Below are 23,211 nucleotides of genomic sequence, written 5' to 3'. Positions count from 1 at the left end.
TGTTCTTTCTCAATCTCTAAATTTGACCTAACTCAACAGCCTAAACTATGAACTTGATCGAGCTTCTGCGTTCGTCTAATGCTTATCCATTAGAAAGATTGATAAAGGAAGTCTATGTAGCTAAGGATCAACAAATTTACCAACCTGGCCAACACACGAACTCTATTTATGAAATTGTATCTGGAGCCGTAAAATTGGGCAGTTACGGAAGCCAAGGGCAAGATATTACCTATGATATTCTGAGCGCGCCCGACACCTTTGGGAATTTGAAATACTTAAACGGACAGTTTTTTGAATTTGCCAAGACCATCATTCCTTGCCATTTACGCGTTTATCCTCTCGATTTTTTTAAACAAATTATTGTAGAAGACCCAGCTGTTTCCGAGTGGTTCAACAAAAATACAGTAAGGCGATGGAGTATTGCTGAAGCACGCCTATTCAGTATTCGTTCGGCCAATAGTATTGAACGACTGCAAGTAATTTACAATGATTTTGACAGAGAGGTTTTAGACTCAGAGAATAAAAAACATCACCTTTTTTCATTGCTCACTAAACAGGAAATAGGTGATTTGACAGGCATGACACGCCAAACCGTAAGTCAGATTATTAAAAAGTTAAAACCTATTAGGTTAAAGAAAACTGCATAACACATTATTTGTATCGTAAAAAAGGGGATCGTAGCGACCCCCTTCCTACTGCAGCATTTCCAATTAGCAAAACAAACAAACCAGAAGTAATACTTATTTCTTTTCGAGAATACCTGGAAACAGAACTCCGTCAGGTGCTGCGAAATCTAGCCCTAATAAAGCTGCGATTACAGGCGCAACATCTTCCAAACCCATTTTGTGTACAAGCTTACCTTTGGTAACACCAGCTCCCCAAGCTACAAAACCAGTCTCAATTTGTTTGAAATCAGGGAAGTACCCATGCGTTCCGCCTGAACCTCTTTTCAAATCATCGCCAGAAGCTGAACCAGACATCGCTACGCCTGGTATTGGCGCTATGGCCAAAAACGCATTTGGATCGGCACCTACTTGAGCCAATTCTTCTTTCGACACTACTCTAAAAAGCTTTTTAGTTTTCTCAGGTAGGTCATTTAAAATCTGCTTTACCTGATTTAAGGTTTTAGTATCCTTAGGATCTTTCAACATTAAAAAAGCAGCTGCGCCAGAAGTGTGAAAAGCGGCTTTCCAATTTCCGCGATCTTTGGCAGTAGACATTAAGCCTGCATTTGCCAACCAAACATTAGGGCTCAAAAGTGAATGCACATCCACAAAACCATGATCCCCAGAAATGATAAAAGTTGTTTTATCAAGAATTCCAGCTCTTTCTGCGGCTTCCTTGATTTTGCCAATCGCCCTGTCGGCTGCGGCTACAGCAAAAGGCACCATTTCACCATCTCTTCCGCCTTGGTGCTGAAAATGATCGGTACCAATTAAGTGTAATGCGATGAAATTTGGCTTGTGCTTTTCTAACACATAAGCAGCCATTTCACCTGTTCTATCTTCTCTATTAAAAAACTCACCGTTAAACGTGGTGTTGCTCATTTTCCCTAAAACCTCTCTTTCAAGTTCTTCGAAAAAGCCATTAGGAATATCTTTATCGCGCATAGGTTCAATACGATCCGTTCCTTCTTTTAAATACCAGTATTCTGGAATATTATAATCGATAGGCGCATCTACTGAAACAGGCCAGATAAAAGCCGCTGATTTCATTCCTTTCGCTCGAATTGCATCCCAAAGGGTTGGCACTTTGATATCGTTTTCGTACCAATACCAAGCACCCGTTTGACCCTTTTCTTCGAATGGGGAATTATAGTAAATACCATGACGGGCTGGTTTTGCTCCTGTAATTAAAGTTGTATGAGACGGATAGGTTACCGAAGGATAAACACCACGAACGCCTTCTGCTTTTGTTCCGTTTTCGGCCATCCATTTTAAGTTTGGCGCAGGCCATTTGGCCTCCATGTAGAAATCGGGGCGAAACCCATCAATTGAGACCAAAACTACATGTTCTGATTGCTGAGCTTTTAGACATAAACCTAAAAGCATCACTAATATTAATACTGTATATTTTCTCATGTTATATCTATTTAAAAGTAAGGAGCAGAGGCTTTCACCCCTACTCCTAGCACTCTAATCTATCTATTTTGAAAAACCATTATTGGCCGAAAGTATAACGTAAACCTACTTGAACTCTCCATGGTGTTCCGTTGATTGGCTCGTTACCAGCGCCAGTTTGCACTGAATAGTTATAAGACTTGGCTAATTGATCAAAGCCTGTAATTCGCATCAACTCTAAGTTTCTGCTATATACGTGGCTGTTACCTTTTGAACTATCTAAGAAATTTGCAAAGTTGAATAGGTCGGCAGAGAGCTCTAAACCATGACCGTTCGCTAACTTAATTTTCTTCAACAAACGAAGATCAATGTTGGCATAAAACCCATTTACACCTGCATTTCTTTCAGCAAAACGACCGAAGTTATCTTGTAAGTAATCTTTGAAATTCTGCGGTACATCTGGATTGTTTAAAATATCCATATAACCATCTTTAATGGCTTGTGGTGTATTTGCATCGTTCGGATCAAAGATGTAAGCCTGATCGTTTGACAGGTTGAAGTCACCATTTGCACTTCTGTTGTTGTTATCCACCACAAAGTTGAAAGGACTTCCGCCAGAGCCTGTAATTGTAGCCCCTAGTACAAAACCGTGGAAAGAAGGTGACGCAGTGTTTACTACAAATTTCGAACGGAAGTTGTTGTCAGAATAACCGTAGTTCAAATCTCTTGGATCGCCAGTTACTGGTAAGAAAGTAGAAGTGTTGGCCACACAGCAGTTATATGAAGAATTGTCCTTAGAGCTATTTCTTGTGTATGAAATATTAAAGTATCCATCTTTTCCTACCTGAGCAGAACCAGAAATAATAATCGCATGCTGCTTAACTTCTCCGTCAGATTCTAACACTAAAGCTCTACCTACTTGGTTCGAAATTCTACTGTTCGTCCAGTCGGTAATACCGCTTGCTGTAATGGTGTTTGCAGGCACAAATACTTCTCTACCTTCATTGGTTACAAAGAATGGATCTTTAACCAAGTTAGCTTCCTGATAAACGTAGTTGTTGGTGGTTTTACTTGCCAAATAGTTTACAGAAACTGAATATTTATCACCAAAGTAGTGGGTGTAATCAATGTTGAATTTAGCCGTGGTTGGCACTTCAAAATTATCACCTACAGCGTTAATCGTACTGAAAGGCACTTGACCAGCTGGTACGCCCGGCACTGTGCTTGGGTCGTTTCTGTAGGCATTGAAATCAGGTGTTGGAACATCGGCACCCGTTACATCAATTGCACCAAGCAAGGTTCCTGAGTTTTGAATATTATTTACCTGGGCATAGTAATGCGGCTGAGAGTTGAAGATACCACCACCTAATTTGATGATGTCTGAATCTTTACCTCCAATGTTCCAAATTCCTTGAAGCCTTGGCTGGATATTGTCTAAATCTTGTGGACGATTGTCTGTTCTAATTCCCAATTCATTAAATACTGTTTGGTTGAATTCGGCAGCTTCAGTAAAGATTGTTCCATCCCATCTTACACCAGCAATCACTTCTAAATCTTTGTGCAAACTAAATTCTGCTTGCGCAAAAAGAGACAAATCCAAAACGGTTTGTTTTACAATTGGCAAACCTTGCAATGGCACCTCTCTAGCATAACGGCTTGGTGTTAAATTCTCAAAATCATCTAGCGAGTCGAAGAAGAAACGACCATTTTGCTCATTCGAAAGTAAGGTTTCCAAATAGGTAATCATGTTGTCTGTTCCGAAAGTGAAATTCACATTTCCTCTTGACAAATAAGCCGTATTGGTAAACTGAATCATGTTCTCCAAGTTAGTTTCAGGAGAATAACGCTGACCACCCAATTGAACAGTTCTGCTGGCCGAAGAACCATTAGGAAGTGTAGACTGAACGTTTACAATTGCCCTTGGAATGTTTGAAGAAGGCAATTGTGAGCTTGGGTTGTAAGCTCTTTCAGCATGCTGATACTGCAATTTAAACTCATTCGTAAAGTTAGGGTTGAAAGCCGATCGCAATGATACACCCAAAGTGTTCTCTTGAGAGTTAAAGTCAGAGTAACTTTCAGCCAATTCAAAACTAGAGTTATCGCTAGTACTGAATGGGTTTGTGTATTTGTTGTAATTATTTCTGATGGTCAATCGGTGAATGTTATTCAGCTGCCAGTCAACGCGGGCAAAGAAGGTACTTGCTTCAGAAGAGCGCTCAAATTGACCAACCTGCTGATCATTACTCAAACCGTATTTTGCTCTCGCTATTTGTAGGTAACGGTCCAAATTGGCTTTAGTCAAGCCCGATCTGTTCTCATCGTCAGCAGTTTGAATATCAGCAATAAACAATGGATCGGTTGCTTCTTGCCTTTCGAACACTGCGAAAAAGTGAACTTTATCCTTAATGATTGGCCCACCTAAACTCACACCATATTGTGTATTATTGAAGTCGGCAGTTCTTGGATTTTCTCTAATATCAAGATCGTTTTGAAGCTTATCGTTTCTATGGTAAACAAAAGCACTTCCTTGCAAATCATTGGTACCCGATTTTGTAACTGCCTTAATAGCACCACCGCCTTGTCGGCCTTGCGTTACATCATAATCATTTGTTGAAATTTCAAAAGTTCTAATCGCTTCCTGCGAAATGGTATATGGGCCTTGTCCGATTTCACCAGCGGTTAAAGTATTTCTAGCGTTCAAACCATCAATAGTAACTCCAGTTGAAGTTCTTCTCTGTCCTCCCAAATTCAAGCTTCCTCCGCCTTGCAATGGAGATAAACTCACCAAACGAGTAAAGTTTCTTCCTTCAGAAGGTAGGTTTTGAATTTGCTGAGTACTTACAATAGTAGCCTCCCCTTGTCTGTCGATAGAAGAACGGATTTGATCGCCAGTTACCACAATGGTTTCCATTTCTGTAACCGTCTCAGATAATTCGAAGTTGATTTTTAGCTGGTCACCTTGGTTTACCATAAAACCTTCCTTCTTTTTTGAGCCATAGCCCACAAAAGAAGCGGTGATCTCGTAAGGCCCACCTAATGGCACCTGAATAAAACGATATTCACCATTAGCATTGGTTATTGTTCCAGTTTGAAAACCAGTGGCTGTATTCTTTACAAGAATGGTGGCACTTGGTAAAGTACTACCATCTGTAGCTGTGATAACGCCCTGAATTGTAGCATCAGTTGCTTGCGCTAGGGATTGAAAAACCGTGAAGGTCAACAATAGTAAGGCTATCCCCAGTTGCCTACTATTGGTTTTAATTAGGTAGAATTTAAGTCTCATAGTGTTGTTTTTTGCGCAAAACTATGGCTACCATTCTGGGGCAAATGTTAGATTTTAACATCTGCAAAAAGGTTAACAATACCCTAATCAATCCACAGGGTAGTATTACATTTTCTTAATATTGGGGAAACAAAAAACTAAAGAGTTTTCCGCATTTCGAAGTGTTCTATACCAGCCTCAACAAATTTTTCACCCACTTTAGTGAATCCATATTTACTGTATAATGGCATTGCGGTGAGCTGTGCATGGAGGTAAATTAGAGTACCAGGCTTGGCAACATTATTTTCAACATCGGCCAAAACCATTTGAACCAAACGTTTTCCTACTCCTTTGCCTCGGTATTCTTCATACACCGCAAAACGCTCTAGTTTCACACCTTTTTTAGTGGTTCGGTAACGGGATGTACCTGCTGGTTCACCTTGATAATAAGCAATAAAGTGCGTGGACTCCGCATCAAATTCATCGAATTCCTCCTCGCGATCGCAAAGCTGTTCTTCAATAAACACTTTTTCACGGATGGCAAAAGCTAAGTCAAGCTCTTCCTTATTCTCCACTTTTTTTACTCTTATCATTTTGTTCTTGATGTTTATCGTAAGCCGAAATTATTTCTTTGACCAATTTATGGCGCACCACATCCTTGGCATCTAAATCTACTCTTGCAATTCCTTTAACGCCACTCAAAATTTTAAGTGACTCTCCCAAACCTGATTTTTGGTTTCGCGGCAAATCAATCTGAGAGATATCTCCAGTAACAATCACCTTCGAGTTTGGCCCCATACGCGTCAGAAACATTTTCATTTGCATGGCTGTGGTGTTCTGAGCTTCATCTAAAAGAATAAATGCATGATTCAGCGTTCTGCCTCGCATATAAGCCAAAGGCGCTATTTCTATCACCCTATTCTCCTGGTAAAATTTCAGCTTTTCTGAAGGAATCATTTCATCCAGTGCATCGTAAATAGGCCTTAAATATGGATCAATCTTTTCCTTAAGATCTCCTGGAAGAAAGCCTAAATTTTCGCCTGCCTCTACAGCCGGACGCGTAATGATGATTTTCTTAACCTCTTTATTTTTTAAGGCTTGTACTGCCATGGCTACGGAAATATAGGTTTTACCTGTTCCGGCAGGGCCTACAGCAAAAACCAAATCATTTTCTTCAACTGCCTTTACCAATGCTTTTTGATTGGCTGTTTTTGGTTTAATGGTATTTCCTCGGTTACCATACACCAAAACCCCATCATCACCTTGGCTACTAATATATTCTGCCTCGCTTTTGATGTACGATTTCACATTATCATGCGTAACCTTTCCAAACTTATGATAATGTTGTACCAAGGAGTTCAGAATATCGTTGATTTGGATAATCTCCGAGGCATTTCCTTGAATGAGAATCTCGTTGCCCCTCGATACAATCTTGCTTTTTGGAAAAGCAGAGGCCACTTCTTTGATGTTCTCATTTGCCACGCCCAAAAAGTCGACCATGGCTATGTTTTCGAGTATAATTAATTTTTCTACCAAACGCTTAACTATGTTTTATTTGATTGATTTAGCCTCAAAATTTTCGATACTTTTGCTATTCACAAACTTAGAAATTTTAACCGAATAGTCTTTTATGGCCATTATCACTTTAACTTCTGATTTTGGACACACCGACCATTACGTGGCCGCGTTAAAGGCCTCTTTGATTTCTAAAGACAGTACCCTAAAACTTATTGACATTAGTCACGATATCGAACCTTTCGATATTGCCCATATGGCTTTTGTCGTTAGTTCCGTTTTCAGAGATTTCCCCAAAGGTACCGTACACTTGCTTAGCACTAACGTAGCACAAGCTAATCAAGATTCTTATTTAGCGGCTAAAATTGAAGATCATTTTTTTGTTGCCCCTGATAACGGAATATTAAGTTTGATCAGTGATAAAACTCCAGAAACCATTGTAAAGTTATCTATTGACGATAATTCTACTTTTCCTCAACGTGGTATGTTGGCCGATTTTGTTTTGCGCCTGGTCGTGAATGAAGAAATTTCAGCTCTGGGTGAGGCAGTTACAGAATACACCCAACTGATGTTACGAAAACCTCGAGCTACTAGAAAAGAAATTTCTGGCCATGTTATTCGAGTGGATCATTACGGCAACCTCATCACCAATATCAGTAAAGTGGATTTCGATATTCTAAGTAAAAACAGAAATTACAAACTGGTTTTCGGAAGAGAATCCGCTTCTAGTATTCACTCACAATATTACGATGTAGACCCTGGTGAAGTATTCTTTGTATTCAATAGTTTGAACGTTTTAGAAATAGGAATCAATCAGGGCAATGCCTCGACCCTTTTGGGCTTGAGCTACGACAGCCCAATTCTCATTCAATTTGAAGAATAATGTTAACAAGAATTGTAAGAATGACTTTTAAGGCCGAAGAAGTTGAAGCCTTTATCGAATTGTTCAACGAAACCAAAGACCGTATTCGTCATTTTGAGGGCTGCCAATACCTTGAGTTGATGCGAGATTATAATGACGGATGCGTTTTTGCTACTTATAGCCATTGGGAAAATGAAGAAGCACTGAACCGCTATCGCCATTCAGAACTATTTGGCGAAGTATGGAAAGCTACCAAGGCTAAATTTGCTGATAAACCCGTTGCTTTTTCGCTTAAAGGCTTTATTCAAGTAGACTAAAATTTACTGGCAGAAGCTATTGTTTCATAAAAAATCTTTACTCATTTTTGCAACCCCAATACAACACCTCCTCGGTGGATTCTCCAAAATATCGGAAAATCATTACAGAGGCTTTAATTTCAGGTGGCGGCTCCGAAGCTTCGGAGGATAGACGCTTGGAAATAAAGATAATTGCCCAGGTGGCGGAATTGGTAGACGCGTTGGTCTCAAACACCAATGATTTCACGATCGTGCCGGTTCGACCCCGGCCCTGGGTACAAAACCTCTCGAATTTCGGGAGGTTTTTTTATTGCTTTCAAATCAATTAGTCAACTTCTAATTTCTCCGTAAATTGCAGTTTATCTTCTAAGCTAAAAGGTTAAAATATGTCGATCTCAAAAGAGTCTGAATTAATTGGAATGAAAAAGATTAGCGAAGTAGTGGGTACTACCTTAAAGCTAATGCGAGAACATGCCCAAGTGGGTATGTCTACCAAAGAATTAGACGATTACGGAGGACAGATTTTAAAAAGCTATGGTGCCAAATCTGCGCCTTTTGAAACTTACGGTTTTCCTGGCTATTCATGCATCAGCGTAAATGAAGAAGGTGCCCACGGAATTCCTTCCAAATCGAAAATACTCAAAGAAGGCGACCTCATCAATATTGATGTTTCTGCCGAGCTCAATGGATTTTGGGCCGACAATGGCGGGTCTTTTGTTTTGGGAAAGGATATTCACAATCATCAGCCCTTGGTAGATGCTTCTAAAAGCATTTTACACAAAGCCATTCACAGCATTAAAGGAGGAGTAAAAATAGCGGACATTGGCCAAATCATTGAAACCGAAGCAAAGAAATCAGGCTTTAAAGTAATTAAAAACTTAGCTGGTCATGGAGTAGGCAGAAGTTTGCATGAATCGCCTGATGATATTTTGAATTACAGGGTAAAAAGCAATCATCAAAGGTTTAAGAAAAACACCACGGTGGCCATTGAAACGTTTATTTCAACCAAATCAAACTTAGCCGTAGAGCTTAGAGATGGTTGGACATTAGTAGGCAATAAAGGAGGTTATATTACCCAACATGAACACACTATTTTAATTACAGACGATCAGCCTGTAATTCTTACTGAGTGCAATGGTATTTGGGATTAACCCTATCTCGGGGTTTCAGCATACCCATATTTTATAAAGAAATTTTACCTTATCTTGATCTATGGAAAAGGAGATCGTAAAGGAATATTCAAACGGTGAACTTACCGTGGTTTGGAAACCGCAGAAGTGTATACATGCTGGCGAATGTGTTAAAGCATTACCAGAAGTATACAACCCCAAAGAGAAACCGTGGATTAAAGCTGAAAATGCTTCGACCCAAGCGCTAAAAGACCAAATCGCTAAGTGCCCTTCTGGTGCTTTGAGTTACTATATGTAGGAAGAACCTTCCAAAAGTTTCCCTATTTGGGCTTTGAATAAAGTGATTTACCACCTGTGAGGTAATTGGAGGGTTTCGCCAGATTTAAGGTTGATTACTGTACCGTAATTCGGGCTTCAGAGTATAAATCGTAAACAGCCACGGTGGTGCTGTGTCCTGTGGCGTTTCCCCAAAAAGGATGTTTGTTAATCAAGGTTCTGTTTTCCACATATTCGGGATGATAATCGCTTTCTAGATCGTCCCAAACTACAAGCATGTATTCATAACGCATTTTGCTTTCGCGGCCTTCTTCTAGCCAGCGTTCGAAGGTAGTTTCTTCTAAAGACTTGGGGTATTCTCTGCTATCGAACATATGTTATTTCAATTGAGTTAGTGGCTTAAGCAAGCCCTTATCTTCTAAAGAAGCTCGTATTCGCTCGTGATTTTTCCAGAACTTTGATTCAATCTTTTTCATTAACCGTTTGTGCTCCGGCAAATCTCTGATTTTCTCTGTCATCGGGTCATCACTAAACAGCACTAACCAATATTGATAATTATCCTCTTCTGAAAACAGTTCTAAATACTTGATCGATTTTTCAAAATCATTGTGATAAGCATAATAAACCGAAAGCATTATGTTCTTATAAATTGACTCATCCTGCTGAACAAACTCTAGATATTCATCAAAAAAGGCTTTGGCCTCTTCCTTGTAACCCATCTTTTCAAAAACAACCCCAATGGTGGCATTTTGATGCACGTAAATATTAAGATGGGCTGCCTCTCGTTGGTTTATAAACTTTTGATAATAAAAGTACGCGCTATCATAATCTCGCTTATAGTAATAGACCTTCGCAACCTCTTGCAGAATATCCAACCGAGTAGTATCCTTTTTCCACTCCCTTACAAGCAAACTCGATGTTTCATCTAAATCATGATTCTTAGCATAGAGCATATATGCTTTTGCGTAGTTGGTATAGGCGTTACCCGGAAAATACTCTAGCGATTTATCCGCATACATAAGGGCTTCATCTACAAAACCGGTTTGTATTAATGAATTACTTAAGTGTAAATAAATGTAGCTGTTCATTACCGAATCATTGGCTGCTTCATTCAGTTGAATTCCTTTTAGAGCATATTCCAAGTACTTTTCAGTATTGGGCCTTACGTTGGCATAAAAATCAGAAAGCGTATTAATAACAAAAGCAGAGTTGGGATTGTATTCTAAGGCCCTTTCTAAATATGGCACAACCAAGTTGTATTCTTGAGTATGCATATAATACATGGCCTTAGCCATTAAGCTTTCAGCCAGTTTTGGGTCATATAACAGCGCCTTATCGGAATGACTATTGATTTGAACTGTATATCGTTTGTCTTCTCTGAAAATATCCAAGTAATAGTAGCTCATGGCCAAGCCCGCATGAGCCAAGGCAAATTGCTCATCTAGCTCAATCGCTTTATTAAAGTATTTTATCGCTTCATTTAAACTTTCGGTATTACCTATAACATACTGATTCTGGCCTTTCAAAAAGTAATCATAAGCTTCCAAGTTATCTGTTGGAATCTTCTCAATTCGATTTTGCTCTTCAGGGGTAATCACCGCCTGAATTTCAGAGGCAATGCTTATTGCTATTTCTTGCTGCAATTCAAAAATACTGGTTACCTCACGGGTATACTGTTTTGCCCAAAGCTGCTTATCTGTTGCTGCATCTACCAACTGGATATTGAGCAAAATTTGATTCCCAATTTTCTGCCCGCTACCCTCCACAAAATAATTCACATTCAATTCCTTCGCTATTTCTGGAATTGACTTGTTGGTGTTTCTATATTTTTCAGAAGACGTCCTACTAATCACCCGTAAGTCATTAATTTTCTGAAGGTTATTTAAAGTAGACTCCAACAGGCCATTGATCAAATAGATGTTAGTCGAATCGCTACTATCGTTTTTGAAGGGCAACACGGCTATTGATTTTTCCAATTGCAATGGAGCCGATTCGCTTGAAGGTTTAAAGACGAAATAAGCAATCACAAGAATAATCGCGGTTAACACGGCTAATCCCCATGCAATTTTACTTTTTTCATGAACAGGCTTACCCTCAACTGGGCTGGTAGGCTCTTCGAGTTGCCATCTTTTACTGGCTTCTCCTGGAGGAAAACCATATTCTTCGCGAAAGCACTTTATAAAATAAGAGGTGCTGCTGAAGCCAACAGCATAAGAAACTTCGGTTACATTTTGAGAAGAATTCACCAACAATTCCATGGCGCGTTTCAACCGTACTTGCCGAATGAATATACTGACGGAAAGACCCGTGGATTTTTTTAGTCTACGCAGAAGGTTTGAACGACTCATGTTGATGGCCTCTGCTAGTTCCGAAACTCCAAAATTTTCATCAGATATATTCTCTTCAACCACTCTAGTGAGTTGGCTTAAAAAGTCTTTCTCATGCTGATTGAAATCGGTCATAAATAGAAATAAAAACGCTCACAAAGGAAGTCAATATTCTTTGAAGCGAAAAACAACTTTAACACTTCAATTTAGGAGGAAAAATCACCAAATGCATCATAATTTATACTCATGCATCATAAAAACTATGATGTCCGCAAACTTGCTATTTTAATCAGCATAGCTTCTAATCACCATTTCTGGCTTCTAATCACCTTTGCATAGAACAAAATCAAACGATTAAAGGAAAAATAAAATCATGAAAACTCAAGTAACAATTATCAGCAAAACTTTACTCCTTAGCGCTATCTGCTTAATGTTTGTAGGCACTTCTTGTGCTCAGAAAAAAGAAAACACCACAGAAAACAGTGCAGTTACAGAAAAAGTAAAAGCACCTAAAATAGACATTCACACAGCGGCAATCTCAGGAGATTTAGAAGCCATTAAGCAACATATTAAAGCAGGTTCAAACCTAAATGAAAAAGAGGCTTTTGGCGGATCTAGCCCGTTGATTACAGCCGCATTATTTAATAAGCCGGAAGTGGTTAAAGCTTTGATTGCAGCAAAAGCCGACATCAACCAAGTAAATAATGATGGTTCCACTGCATTGCATTCAGCGGTTTATTTTTGCAATACGGAGGTGGTTGAAATACTACTGGCTAACAATGCAGACAAAACCATTAAAAATAATTTTAAACAGACTGCATTAGAGTCTATTTCTGTACCATTTAGCGAGGTGAAAGGAATCTATGAGATGTTCGGAAAACAGCTAGCACCAATGGGCTTGAAGGTTGATTTGGAGCACATCGAAAAGACCCGTCCTGTAATTGCTGAAATGCTTAAATAAACTAAAAATACAAAGGTCAAAAACTCAAAAACATGACAGCAATCAACACAAGAAGGTACGATATAGACTGGATCAGGGTAATCGCCATTGGTTTACTCCTGATCTACCATATCGCGATTGGGTTTCAGCCATGGGGGCTTTTCATCGGCTTTATTCAAAGCGAAAATTCGATTAACGCTATTTGGACACCCATGTCGATGTTAAATGTATGGAGAATTCCACTACTATTCTTTGTAAGTGGCATGGGAGTATTTTTCGCCATTAAAAGGAGAAGTTGGAAAGCGCTGATTAAGGAAAGAACAGGCCGAATTCTAATTCCATATTTATTCGGAACAGCCTGCATTGCTCCTCTGCACATTATCATTCTTCAGTATTACTATGGTCAAAAAATGACTTATATCTTAAACCCTGGTCACTTATGGTTTTTAGGAAATATTTTCGTGTACGTACTATTGCTTTCACCCTTTTTCTTCTACTTAAAGAAACACGAAAACGGAAAAATTGGTCTTCTTATCAAAAAGGTATTCCAAAGTCCTTTTGGCTTTATGGTGATTGTATTATCATTGACTGCCGAGGTACTCATTGTTCAACCTAACCCTTATGAACTATACGCTCAGACTTGGCATGGCTTCTTTCTAGGGCTTCTGGCTTTTCTCTTTGGCTTTTGCTGCGTTTATAGTGGTAAAGAATTCTGGGGCTTTATTCTGAAATGGAGATGGTTACTCATTTTGGCTGCTGCGGCACTTTATACAGTTCGTATTTTAGAGCTTCAACCCCAAATACAAAACTATTTAGTAGCGGCAGAAACCTGCTTCTGGGTATTTTCTGTTTTTGCTTTTGGGTATAAATACCTGAACAGACCGAGTAAAGCTTTGAGTTACTTAAGTCAGGCGGCTTATCCGATTTACATTATTCATATGGCATTTCTGTACTTAGGGTCATCATTGATTTTCCCACTAGATATACCCGTAATCATACAATTTGTATTGGTCGTGGCCTTTACTTTTTTAGGCTGCTTCGGATTCTATGAATTGATTATTAGAAGAGTTTGGTTTTTGAGACCACTTTTTGGACTTAAAATGAAAGCCAAAGCTGAATGAATTAAGAAGTTGGTTATCTAAGGATAACCAACTTACCAAATCCCAGCTTATTGAACCCTCTGTCGCCTTTGGTGGCTCGAGCGCCCAAATCCTGACCATTGGCTTTTAACTTTACTCTATATAAGTAAGTGCCGTTAGCCAGTTGGTCGCCAAATTCATCTTTTCCATCCCAAGCGTAATCGGTAATGTTATTTCCAATACGGATTGGCCCAAGTTCATCTTGCGTAATTTCTCTAACTACTTTACCTGAAACCGTGAAAATCTGGATGGTTACCTGATCTGGCACTTCTGTACCTGTAAGTGTAAACACAAACCTTGTACTGCTCGAAAATGGATTTGGATACGGGTAAAAATTAGTAACCGTAGCCTCATTAACCACTTCAAAAGTAATGGTATAAGGACCAATTCCTGATTGGTTTCCTGAGGCATCAGTAGCTTCTACTTGCAAAGAATAAACACCATCCTCAAGTCCGTCTGGTTGAAACTGTACTCGATAATTAGAGTTTTCCGTAGCCGGTGTAAATGTCACATTGGGGTCTGAGAAATTGATTCGTTGTAATTGACAACCATCACAAGCAGCGCCTAATTTGATTTCAACGCCAAGAGTATCGGTTTTCAAAAGATAAGGGTTATTGTCTCGTAATTCGAGCGCCACCAACGGACGTGGAGAAACAATATCTCCATCTAGAATATTAACCCCATCAAAAGTAACATCAATGGCTGGGTTGGTCTCGTCTCTTAACACATTGTAAAAGCCTTCGAGCCTAATTACATTATTATTGAAGTACTGCTCAAGTTCTCCTCCGTTGTTTACAAAAACCTCCATATCATTCAACCCTACTTTTCCTTTGGTGTCTACAGGTATTGTAAAGTCTACAAATTCACCTGCTGCCACGGCTGGAATCTCAATGGTAGCAGTTACCTCTTCTCTCGTATTTTGATTGTAGAGAATGTAACGTACTTCAAGCGGCCCTTGAAAGCTGTATTCTGAAATATTGGTGAACCTGAATTGAGCATTAAACGGCTCTCCCTCTTCTAATTCAATATTCGTATTCTTGTCATTCTGTAATGAAACCACTCCTTCTGGAACGCCAGCAAACGAAACCGACCAATTTTTAAGTTGTGGTGGCGTGGCCAAAGATTTGTCTTTCATCACCACATAGAAGCGTAAATATGGATATTGCACAGGGTCTACACCGCTCAAATCCGCATCATCGAAAGCAATATTCGGAAACAAAACTGTTTCGGTTCCATTAGGTGCCACACCTACAATATCAAAGGTGATTTCATCGGTAGTTTCCAATTCAATATCTTTTGTGAACCTTCCCCAAGCACTAGCTGGGCCAATGGTTGGCGACTGAACACTGCCACTATCTATACTGGCTACAATGGCGGCATCAAAAGTAATTCTAGCTTTTCGTGCATTATCATCGGCACCAATCGGCTCACCAACCACTTCTTGTGCTTGCCCTGCTACTTGGCCTTTTCGGCCGTACATAATATATGGTTCTCCTGTTTGAAGCGCATTAATGGTAAAACGGCTGGCTCCAACTCTCTCCATGTCGTCTCTTACATCTGTTCTCCAATCGTCATAATTCAACTGGCCAACAGAAAAGAAAAGCACGAAGTCACCATCATCTACTCCATCTACATACTGGCGCATTAAGCTTTGCGCTGGCGCAATATTTACATCAGATAATGATTCGTTGGTAAATGAGTTGATATAGCTTGGTGATTTACCACATTTCAATGGATCGTTTTCATCAAAAACGCCATCGGTTTGTAGTACGAAATATGGTTGGCCGCTATCCTTATTGAAGGCAATGGCATTAAAAGTACTCAAGTTGCAGGGGTTTGCTGGAATAATGGCTTGTCCATTTACATTCACCACCACATCAGAAGCGCGCTGGCCGCTTGCATGTTCAGAGCCATAGGTTTCAATTTCTATGTTGGTTGTGGTTCCTGCAAATACCCAGGCTTCATTATCTTCACTTTTAGCTACAGAGCTTAGTCTCAAATTGGTTAGCTGGTCAAATTCGGTTTGTGCCCAACCTCTCACACTATTTTCTATGTAAGTAAAATAAGAGTTTTCCCACGGGATTGGGTCTACAATCAATTCATCTTGAAAAACACTTCTCCAGTAATATTGTATGGTATCATTTACCGTAGCTGGCACTAAATCTAGGTTCCATGTAGCAATTCCTTTCCCCGTTAAAACCTGTTCTTTCTTCCAAGGGCTATCGAAAGTATTTACGGTATCAATCTGCACTACAAAAGAACGATCATTTAGCTTTAGGTCAGCCGATTGCACCACAAGGTCTACCGAAGTAGTATTGATTGTTTGGAAGTTAAATGGAGCTGTATTGAATGTTCCTTTTGCCGGAAAGAAGAAAGAAGCTTCTGCGCTATTGTTCAATTCACTTCCTTCGTTTACACTCCCTTCAGCATCGAGAATTACTTCAAAACGATTTTCACCAAAGAAATCCAATCCTTGATTTGCGATTTCATAGAAAACGGTATCCTGATAGCGTACTGGTTTTACTTTTACAGAAGGAAGGTTAACCACGGTTCCATCATCAAGTTTTCTATTTACTGTAACAGAAAGTGAATCGGTACTGGTTCTTCCACCGTTATTTACAATTACTCCAAGTTCGAAGAAAGGTGAAGCGGCTGTAATTTCCCTACCGTCTTTCGATCTTAAGAAAATATCTTCTGTTCTTACAGTATAATCTACCTTATCGTGACCGAACAACGGAATTGCAGGATCTCCTTGTAAAAGAATCTGTTCAACCGCTGCAATGTCAGTTTGGTCAATCTGAAAATTATTGGCCAAATAATTCTTAATGGTTTCTTTCTGAATATTACCAATGGATTGTGTCATCCATAAAGTATCGGCCAGTAATTTGTAAAACTCGGCAGTATAATCTCGTAAAGAGTTTGGAATACCGACATCGGAATGAGCTATAAAATTAACTGCTCCTTTTCCTTCGGCAGAAAGCCAATCTTCTCCGAAAGAGGTACGATCAAAAATTTCACCTCCTCGGCAGCCGTTTACAATAAAAGCAGTATATCTACCTTGATTATTGTAACCATTACTAGGGTTCGACACTGTACCTATGTCAATATCTGTAAAGCTAGAAGATGAATGTCCGAAAAAGGTAATCAGCCCTACTCCTTTATTTACTTCTTCTGAAATATTAAATTTTTGAACTGCGTTATTCGTGTTTTTGGAAACATTATTAACATTTGCTCCTAAGTAATCTGCACTTACCTGATCGCCAAAACCTTCAATAAAGCCTTTAAACCGCACCAATTCGTCACTAGTTAAGCCTCCACTTAAGTGAACAAAGTTCTTGGTCCAAGGAGAGTCTTTTAATGACGCTTCTTTTTCTTTAACCTTATCCAAATAATTGGCCACGCTGGTAGAAACATTTACTGACAGTCGCCCGACAGGGATTGTTGGGATGTTGGCCACTCCGTTTAATGCCTGTGTATAAAGAATATCTGATCCGGGGGCGCCCATAGTTGGTACTAAATCCCTTCTAGAAACTGCTAGAGGGCTGGGCAGCCTTTGTACCTGATTATCAACCCTTCTTCCTCTACCAATAATGAATAGGTATTCTGGATCACTATTATTGTATACATGCCTAACAAACCTACGAATGGCCAATGGCGTGTATTCGCCATAACTGAATTCGTCATAAAGCTTGGTTACATCGGCATAAAGCACATTGAAATTCCCTCCTTCAATTGAGCTTCGGTAGTCGATATAGGCCTGAACGGGGTCATCATAACGGCCAGCCACTGGTTTTCGAAGCTCGGGGTGCGATATAATGAGGTAGTTATTGTCAGTAACATCTTCATAATTAAACGTTACCTTCTCTATGCTCGGAGTTACAAACGCACTCCTTCTCTTCATAAAAACCTTTCTGATTTCATTATTCGACTTCACTACACCGCTCAAGGTACTCCCAGTTAAAGTAGTAGTCGATTTCCTTATGTTTCTATAATCGGTAATATCATACAGGTCTGATTCACCCACCACATTTTCTATTTCTACAAGGCTATTTCCAGCCTTGGTTGGCAAGTTAAAAATCAGTTTATCTCTGGCTTGAGCATCTACTTCTTGCGGAAAGGAAAGTTTGATGTAGCCAACCGCCACCCTATCATCTGGAATTTCAGGAAAGCCTACTGCTTCAACACGAACAATAAGTCGGCCTGTTGATGAAATATCAGACCACTCAATTTGCTTAGTATCTGTTCCGAAATTGCTATAATTCAGATGAATGTCTTGAGATATTGTTCTTAAGTTTTCTGTGTCTGGGCCCACATGAATAGAAGTATTGTGCAACCGGTTATTGAATCCTACAATTTGAACTGTTAGCCTTGGGGTACCTTCAGTCTGAACACCGAGTGTAGCATTATTGATTACAAAGTCTCGATAGGTTTTACCACTTCGCAAGGTGAATTCATTTCTCATGATGGTATCACTCACAAACATTTGCCCACGATCATAGCGCGATAATTTCACTTCTCCGTTTGGATTACCTATTTGATAATATTGACCAAAGGAAAACTGAGAAGTATAAACTTGAAGAATTTCGTTTGTATGAGATTGAACAGGAGTAAGTCCAGCAGTAGATTCGTTCAGCACTTCCATTCTTTTTCCCGCTGCTCCCTCTGAATTAGTTAGGAAAAACGCTGTGGTGTCAGAGAACAAATTATAGAACTTGTGAATTTGGTCGGTTGGAAAGTTGAAAAGCTCTGTATCCTGGGTTCCATCATTCTTCTTTCCAAAAAATTCAATATAGTCTCCAGCACCAAAGGCACCATCTCCCCCATCATTCACCAAAATAGCTACTTCTTTTCCTCTATGGAATAACTTGAAGTTATTGGCTCCCGCTTCAGAAAAATCATAGCCCGATGCCAAAAGTGATTCGTAGGTCAAGCGATGAATATCGTCCGAACCCGTTTTTATTTTGAAATAAGATCGGCTATAATCGATCCACTCATTACCAATAAGTTGAGCGTGAGCCACCTGAGAAATCATCATCAGGCTAGCCATAGCAAGAAACCCGATTCTACTTACTCTTCTCATCTCTCTCCTTTCTTTTATCTCTAGCGTACATCCCTGACAAAGCCTCTAAAGAATACCTCAAACTAAATACATGAGAATAAGGTGACTCCGCCACATTCCCGATATCGGTTAACGCATAATCAATCACCAAATCATCAAGCTTAATCCCTAAGCCCATATTGGGTTGAAAAGTCCAATACATCTGATCTGTACTTCCGGCCGCTCTTGAAAATTCTTTGATCCTCTGAAAATTACCAATACCCATTCTAACAAAGAACTTATCCTCATAATCGAATTCAAAACCAAATTGAGGTTCGAAAGAAGCAAAGCCAGTTTTAACCAAAGTATTTCTTCTACCGTCAAAAGTAAATACCAAGTCTGCCGAAGTAAGCAACCCAATTTTATCACTGATAGGAAAAGTTCTAGAAGCACCGGCAATAAGCTTAGGCAAAGTGAGTTCAACAGAATTACCGGGTAGATCGTTATTAGTTTGAGAAAAAATAGCCGCTAAGTTTTCTTGGTTAATCGCCCAAGAATTAAAAGTGGTCGACACATCTCTTATCATAATACCAAAGTCCCAGTCATAGTGACGGTACTTCATGGCTACATCAAGGCCAAAGCCCCAAGCATCTGCAAAGTCACCAACCTTCCTGCGGATCACTTTAAAGTTGGCTCCAAAAGTCAATCCTTTTCCGTAAGCGTTTCCAAAAATAAAACCAGCAGAACGGGCGTAAGATAAAATAAACGCATAATCCTGCGAGCTGAAAAAGTCAATATTATCATAATTCAATCGGCCATTATCATCAAATAAAAAGCGTGTGTCGGGAATATCGTCAATTCCTAAACGAATAACCGACAATGCAAAATGACTATCTGAATCTATTGCGCTGGCGTATGAAATGTAATCGTAGTTAGCAATTCCTGCAAAATAGGCAGCATGCTGGGCAGCAAATTGATATTGATATTCAATATCAGTCAGCGCTGCGGGATTCCAATAACCAGCGGTGGCATCATCAGCTACGGAGGTCATGGCATTAGACATTGCCAATGCTCGCGCGCCAACGCCAATCGCCAAAAACTCATTGCTGTATTTGGGCGTGTTTTGACCTTGTAGTCTAGGTGTAAATAAAAATAGAGGAATTAGTAATATCCCCCATTGTAGTTTTTTAAGGTTTTTTCTCACGAGTAAATCGTATCCCTCCAATAATCAAAATTCAACATATTTATTAACAGGAGCTGAGGATATAGCTAGAACTCAACTCCATGATAAATATTTTAATGCCCTTCCACAAAGTAAGCAAAAAACATTCGGACTACCTCAAAACAGCCGTTTTTAACAAAATATTAAGCATAGTAATATTTTTTATACAGTACTATGCAACACATAGTACCTTATTGCGTATGTTTGTGTATGAAAAGGTCGAACATCTTAAAGGTTAAGAGATGAATTTAGAAAACACTCAGGTCCAAATGCGAAAAGGAATTCTCGAATTCTGCATTCTGCATATTATTTCGAGAGGTGAAGTTTACGCTTCAGACATGCTCGAAGAACTCACCTCAGCGAAAATCATAGTCGTTGAAGGCACATTATACCCACTGCTCACCCGCCTCAGAAAAGCGGGATTGCTAGAGTACAAATGGGTAGAATCTAATTCTGGCCCGCCAAGAAAATATTACACAATTACCGAAGAGGGAAAAGAATTTAAAGAAAGCTTAAGTAACACTTGGCTTCAACTGGTAGAATCAACATCTCAAATCATCACAAAAAACAACTCATAATCCTGCCGTCATGAAAAAGAACATAAGCATAAATATAGGTGGCATCATATTCCATATCGAGGAAGACGGTTACGAAACCCTCAAACACTACCTCGATTCCATCAATAAATACTTCTCTTCTTACGAAGACAGTGAAGAAATTATAGCCGACATAGAAGGTCGAATAGCTGAAATATTTTTAGAAAAACTTAAAGATGGCAATCAGGTTGTTTCTGCCGAAGATGTAAACGCCCTAATTAAAACAATGGGAAACATCTCGGACTTTGAAGCTATTGAAGAAGAAGATGACTTTGAGCCTGCTCCTAAAAAAGAGGAAAAGAAAAAGAAGAATAAAGAAGATCGCCAAAGCGCATCATCTGAGCGTAGCACTTCTGGCTATCAAAAAACAGAAAGGCTTTATCGTGATTTGAACCGTAAAATTTTAGGTGGGGTAGCTTCCGGAATTGCTCATTATTACAATTTCGATCCCTTATGGATAAGGATAGGAATACTTGCCGTAACCTTTGGTTTAGTGTTTGCAGGACCAGCCAGTGCGCTCGTTTTCATTGCCTATTTTATTATGTGGGCAGTTACTCCTGGAAGCTCAAACTTAGCAGAAAACAAAAATCTGAAGAAGCTTTATCGCGACCCAGACCAAAGGGTAATCGGAGGTGTTTCGTCTGGTTTAGCCAATTACCTAAATATCGACACAATGATCGTGCGGATCATTTTCCTTGTATTACTATTTGGTTTTGGTACTGGGGTAGTGTTGTATATAATTCTATGGATCATTACTCCTGAGGCTAATTCGCTTACCGACAAAATGCAAATGAAAGGCGAGGCTGTTACTTTATCGAACATTGACACCAATTACAAGAAAAGTAAAACCACTGATTTTGAACCAAAGGGAGAAGGTACATTTACCAAAATCTTACTTTTCCCCTTCCGATTAATAGGTAAAATATTCGTTGGACTAGGACGTGCTTTCGCTCCATTAATGCTATTTCTGGTAGCGGTAATTCGTATCGCCACAGGTGCAATAATTGCCACTACGGCATTATCTGTAATGGTTTCTTTACTAATAGCCACGGGTGTATTTATGGGCCTTTACAATTCAGATTGGTTTCTATGGGATAGTGACCTTGCATATTTCCCAATCGAAATGTTCCGAAACACCGTTCCGGAAATTGGCCTCATTTTCTTACTCGCTACAGCCTTTATACCTGTACTCTATTTATTTATTGCTGGTATAACCATTATTGCAAAACGCAGAGTAATGAGCCCAGCTGTTGGTTGGAGTATTTTAGGTTTCTGGTTCATTGCCATAATTGGCACTTTCGCTACCCTGCCAAATGTAGTTCGTGATTTCAGAGATGAAGGCATTTATCGAGTCGCCGATGATTTTGAAATAGAAGCCGACACCATAACGCTCAGCATGAACGAAGTTCGAAATGGTCGCTTTACCAGAAGAGGCTACAGATGGGATAGTGATTCTTACTATGCTTACAACGACACTTATACTTCTGACTTTACAGATTTAGATATTCGTATGAGTGATTCTGATCAGTTTAGAGTAGAGAAAAGGTTCAGAGCCAGAGGCAGAGATTTAGATGACGCTGAAAAAAGAGCACAAGAGCTTAGTTATGGATACAAAGTTGACGGTAGCACCATTACTTTTGATTCGGAAATGACATTCCCTGAAAGAGTAGAGTTCAGAGCCCAAGAAGCTGATATTACATTCTTTATTCCAGAAGGCAGACCATTCAAAATAAATGAGGGAATGCGGACCATCTTGCAATACTTCAGATATGGATACAGCTGGAGACAAGCATACAACAACACTTGGGTTTTTCAGGATGGAGATCTTGTATGCCTTACCTGTGAATCAGAAGAGGCGCTGAACAATAGTAGTCAATCGAACACTCAAAAATTCGACCTCGATGAATTTTCAAGTCTAAAACTAAGTAGCAGTTTTAAAGTGAATTTAGTTAAGGGAGATAAATATGAAATGGAAGTGTCGAGCAAGACCTCATTCGACACTCCTGACCTACGTATTTTCAATAGCGAACTGAGCTTATCGCGAGTAGACTTCAAATTTAATGAAGAAGAAACCTCGAATATGGAAATCACCATTACGGTTCCTGAATTGAGTAGAATACAAGTTTCCAACAATATTGACTTGAATGTTGAGAACTTTAATATTGATCTCATTAATATTAGAGCGTACGACAATGCCATCGTAAACTTAAACAGCGAAGTTGGAGAGCTAGTGCTTTTCCTTACAGATGAAGCAAGAGTAAACTTATCAAACAACATAAACAAGCTCGAAGCTCTTTTACAAAAAGACGCTAGGCTATATGGTTATGATGCCAATGTAGAAATAGCCGAAATAGAAACTGACAATGAAAGTCGAGTTCGGATTAATGTAAACCAAGAGTTGAACGTTAGGGCTGAAGGTTTTTCCTCAGTAAGTTATAAAGGCAAAGGCCAGCTAAACGTCCGAGACAAAGGTCGTTCAGCAACAATTACCAAGTTTTAATTACAGCTCAAACCAATTAACATTAACCCAATGCATAATTTATGCATT

Annotated in this window: 17 protein-coding genes and 1 tRNA gene; 10 read left to right on the top strand and 8 right to left on the bottom strand. The window is 39.4% G+C overall.

The features are described 5' to 3' along the window. Positions 1 to 47 precede the first annotated feature (47 nt). Entirely contained in the window at positions 48 to 647 is a 600-nt protein-coding gene (locus tag OB69_RS10560; protein WP_053223691.1) for a Crp/Fnr family transcriptional regulator, read from the top strand. A 93-nt stretch (positions 648 to 740) separates the two neighbouring features. Here OB69_RS10560 and OB69_RS10555 read toward each other — a convergent pair whose 3' ends face one another. The 4 genes from OB69_RS10555 to OB69_RS10540 form a co-directional block, all read right to left on the bottom strand. After that, complete coding sequence (locus OB69_RS10555) at positions 741 to 2,081, bottom strand: alkaline phosphatase family protein (RefSeq protein WP_053223690.1); 1,341 nt, start codon at positions 2,079 to 2,081, stop codon at positions 741 to 743. A 79-nt stretch (positions 2,082 to 2,160) separates the two neighbouring features. Then, positions 2,161 to 5,343: a TonB-dependent receptor gene (locus OB69_RS10550; protein ID WP_053223689.1), complete on the bottom strand. Its 3,183-nt coding sequence runs from the start codon at positions 5,341 to 5,343 to the stop codon at positions 2,161 to 2,163. Between the two features lie 137 nt (positions 5,344 to 5,480). Then, the gene (locus OB69_RS10545) at positions 5,481 to 5,915 is read right to left on the bottom strand and encodes a GNAT family N-acetyltransferase (protein WP_053223688.1); all 435 of its coding nucleotides are present in this window, start codon (positions 5,913 to 5,915) and stop codon (positions 5,481 to 5,483) included. After that, on the bottom strand, positions 5,887 to 6,858 hold the full coding sequence (locus OB69_RS10540) for a PhoH family protein (protein ID WP_053223687.1): 972 nt from the start codon (positions 6,856 to 6,858) through the stop codon (positions 5,887 to 5,889). The genes OB69_RS10545 and OB69_RS10540 overlap by 29 nt, the downstream gene beginning before the upstream one ends. A 94-nt stretch (positions 6,859 to 6,952) precedes the next feature. Here OB69_RS10540 and OB69_RS10535 point away from each other — a divergent pair, with 94 nt between their 5' ends. The 5 genes from OB69_RS10535 to OB69_RS10515 all read left to right on the top strand — a co-directional run bounded on the left by OB69_RS10535 (position 6,953) and on the right by OB69_RS10515 (position 9,423). Continuing rightward, the gene (locus tag OB69_RS10535; protein ID WP_053223686.1) at positions 6,953 to 7,720 is read left to right on the top strand and encodes an SAM hydrolase/SAM-dependent halogenase family protein; all 768 of its coding nucleotides are present in this window, start codon (positions 6,953 to 6,955) and stop codon (positions 7,718 to 7,720) included. Further along, on the top strand, positions 7,720 to 8,016 hold the full coding sequence (locus OB69_RS10530; RefSeq protein ID WP_053223685.1) for a putative quinol monooxygenase: 297 nt from the start codon (positions 7,720 to 7,722) through the stop codon (positions 8,014 to 8,016). The genes OB69_RS10535 and OB69_RS10530 overlap by 1 nt, the downstream gene beginning before the upstream one ends. Before the next feature lie 173 nt (positions 8,017 to 8,189). Continuing rightward, a tRNA-Leu gene (locus OB69_RS10525) sits at positions 8,190 to 8,273 on the top strand. Positions 8,274 to 8,381: 108 nt separating this feature from the next. After that, positions 8,382 to 9,146, top strand: a complete 765-nt coding sequence (gene map / locus OB69_RS10520) for a type I methionyl aminopeptidase (RefSeq protein WP_053223684.1) — start codon at positions 8,382 to 8,384, stop codon at positions 9,144 to 9,146. A 61-nt stretch (positions 9,147 to 9,207) separates the two neighbouring features. Continuing rightward, complete coding sequence (locus tag OB69_RS10515; RefSeq protein WP_053223683.1) at positions 9,208 to 9,423, top strand: (4Fe-4S)-binding protein; 216 nt, start codon at positions 9,208 to 9,210, stop codon at positions 9,421 to 9,423. 94 nt (positions 9,424 to 9,517) lie between these two features. Here the strand turns inward: OB69_RS10515 and OB69_RS10510 are convergent, their stop codons facing one another. Then, positions 9,518 to 9,775, bottom strand: coding sequence for a hypothetical protein (locus OB69_RS10510; protein WP_053223682.1), 258 nt, complete (start codon positions 9,773 to 9,775; stop codon positions 9,518 to 9,520). A 3-nt stretch (positions 9,776 to 9,778) separates the two neighbouring features. Next, a complete protein-coding gene (locus tag OB69_RS10505) occupies positions 9,779 to 11,863 on the bottom strand; it encodes a helix-turn-helix domain-containing protein (protein ID WP_053223681.1) in 2,085 nt (694 codons plus the stop codon). A gap of 238 nt (positions 11,864 to 12,101) precedes the next feature. Between OB69_RS10505 and OB69_RS10500 the strand changes: the two genes are divergently transcribed. Both OB69_RS10500 and OB69_RS10495 read left to right on the top strand, forming a co-directional pair. After that, a complete protein-coding gene (locus OB69_RS10500; protein WP_071426762.1) occupies positions 12,102 to 12,689 on the top strand; it encodes an ankyrin repeat domain-containing protein in 588 nt (195 codons plus the stop codon). A 32-nt stretch (positions 12,690 to 12,721) separates the two neighbouring features. After that, positions 12,722 to 13,789 carry an acyltransferase family protein gene (locus OB69_RS10495; protein WP_053223680.1) on the top strand — a complete coding sequence of 356 codons (1,068 nt, stop codon included), beginning with the start codon at positions 12,722 to 12,724 and terminating at the stop codon, positions 13,787 to 13,789. 13 nt (positions 13,790 to 13,802) lie between these two features. Here the strand turns inward: OB69_RS10495 and porU2 are convergent, their stop codons facing one another. Further along, positions 13,803 to 18,887 carry a putative type IX secretion system sortase PorU2 gene (porU2, locus tag OB69_RS10490; protein WP_082338152.1) on the bottom strand — a complete coding sequence of 1,695 codons (5,085 nt, stop codon included), beginning with the start codon at positions 18,885 to 18,887 and terminating at the stop codon, positions 13,803 to 13,805. Then, entirely contained in the window at positions 18,871 to 20,070 is a 1,200-nt protein-coding gene (locus OB69_RS10485; RefSeq protein WP_245620800.1) for a putative type IX sorting system protein PorV2, read from the bottom strand. Before OB69_RS10485 ends, porU2 begins: the two co-directional genes overlap by 17 nt. Positions 20,071 to 20,309: 239 nt before the next feature. On the opposite strand from OB69_RS10485, the gene OB69_RS10480 reads away from it, so the two are divergent. Further along, on the top strand, positions 20,310 to 20,645 hold the full coding sequence (locus tag OB69_RS10480; RefSeq protein ID WP_053223678.1) for a PadR family transcriptional regulator: 336 nt from the start codon (positions 20,310 to 20,312) through the stop codon (positions 20,643 to 20,645). A gap of 10 nt (positions 20,646 to 20,655) precedes the next feature. Further along, the gene (locus OB69_RS10475) at positions 20,656 to 23,163 is read left to right on the top strand and encodes a PspC domain-containing protein (protein ID WP_053223677.1); all 2,508 of its coding nucleotides are present in this window, start codon (positions 20,656 to 20,658) and stop codon (positions 23,161 to 23,163) included. Positions 23,164 to 23,211 lie beyond the last annotated feature (48 nt).

It is taken from the genome of Roseivirga seohaensis subsp. aquiponti, assembly GCF_001267955.1.
In the GTDB taxonomy this organism is placed as follows: Bacteria; Bacteroidota; Bacteroidia; order Cytophagales; family Cyclobacteriaceae; genus Roseivirga; species Roseivirga seohaensis.
This window is presented reverse-complemented; position numbering and strand designations above follow the sequence as displayed.

What these genes read in the sequence shown, in the direction of transcription:
- OB69_RS10530 (WP_053223685.1), top strand. Translation starts at nt 7,720, where the DNA reads ATGTTAACAAGAATTGTAAGAATGACTTTTAAGGCCGAAGAAGTTGAA.
- OB69_RS10495 (WP_053223680.1), top strand. Translation starts at nt 12,722, where the DNA reads ATGACAGCAATCAACACAAGAAGGTACGATATAGACTGGATCAGGGTA.
- OB69_RS10535 (WP_053223686.1), top strand. Translation starts at nt 6,953, where the DNA reads ATGGCCATTATCACTTTAACTTCTGATTTTGGACACACCGACCATTAC.
- OB69_RS10505 (WP_053223681.1), bottom strand. Translation starts at nt 11,863, where the DNA reads ATGACCGATTTCAATCAGCATGAGAAAGACTTTTTAAGCCAACTCACT.
- porU2 (WP_082338152.1), bottom strand. Translation starts at nt 18,887, where the DNA reads ATGAGAAGAGTAAGTAGAATCGGGTTTCTTGCTATGGCTAGCCTGATG.
- OB69_RS10515 (WP_053223683.1), top strand. Translation starts at nt 9,208, where the DNA reads ATGGAAAAGGAGATCGTAAAGGAATATTCAAACGGTGAACTTACCGTG.
- OB69_RS10510 (WP_053223682.1), bottom strand. Translation starts at nt 9,775, where the DNA reads ATGTTCGATAGCAGAGAATACCCCAAGTCTTTAGAAGAAACTACCTTC.
- map (WP_053223684.1), top strand. Translation starts at nt 8,382, where the DNA reads ATGTCGATCTCAAAAGAGTCTGAATTAATTGGAATGAAAAAGATTAGC.
- OB69_RS10500 (WP_071426762.1), top strand. Translation starts at nt 12,102, where the DNA reads ATGAAAACTCAAGTAACAATTATCAGCAAAACTTTACTCCTTAGCGCT.
- OB69_RS10480 (WP_053223678.1), top strand. Translation starts at nt 20,310, where the DNA reads ATGAATTTAGAAAACACTCAGGTCCAAATGCGAAAAGGAATTCTCGAA.
- OB69_RS10560 (WP_053223691.1), top strand. Translation starts at nt 48, where the DNA reads ATGAACTTGATCGAGCTTCTGCGTTCGTCTAATGCTTATCCATTAGAA.
- OB69_RS10545 (WP_053223688.1), bottom strand. Translation starts at nt 5,915, where the DNA reads ATGATAAGAGTAAAAAAAGTGGAGAATAAGGAAGAGCTTGACTTAGCT.
- OB69_RS10550 (WP_053223689.1), bottom strand. Translation starts at nt 5,343, where the DNA reads ATGAGACTTAAATTCTACCTAATTAAAACCAATAGTAGGCAACTGGGG.
- OB69_RS10475 (WP_053223677.1), top strand. Translation starts at nt 20,656, where the DNA reads ATGAAAAAGAACATAAGCATAAATATAGGTGGCATCATATTCCATATC.
- OB69_RS10555 (WP_053223690.1), bottom strand. Translation starts at nt 2,081, where the DNA reads ATGAGAAAATATACAGTATTAATATTAGTGATGCTTTTAGGTTTATGT.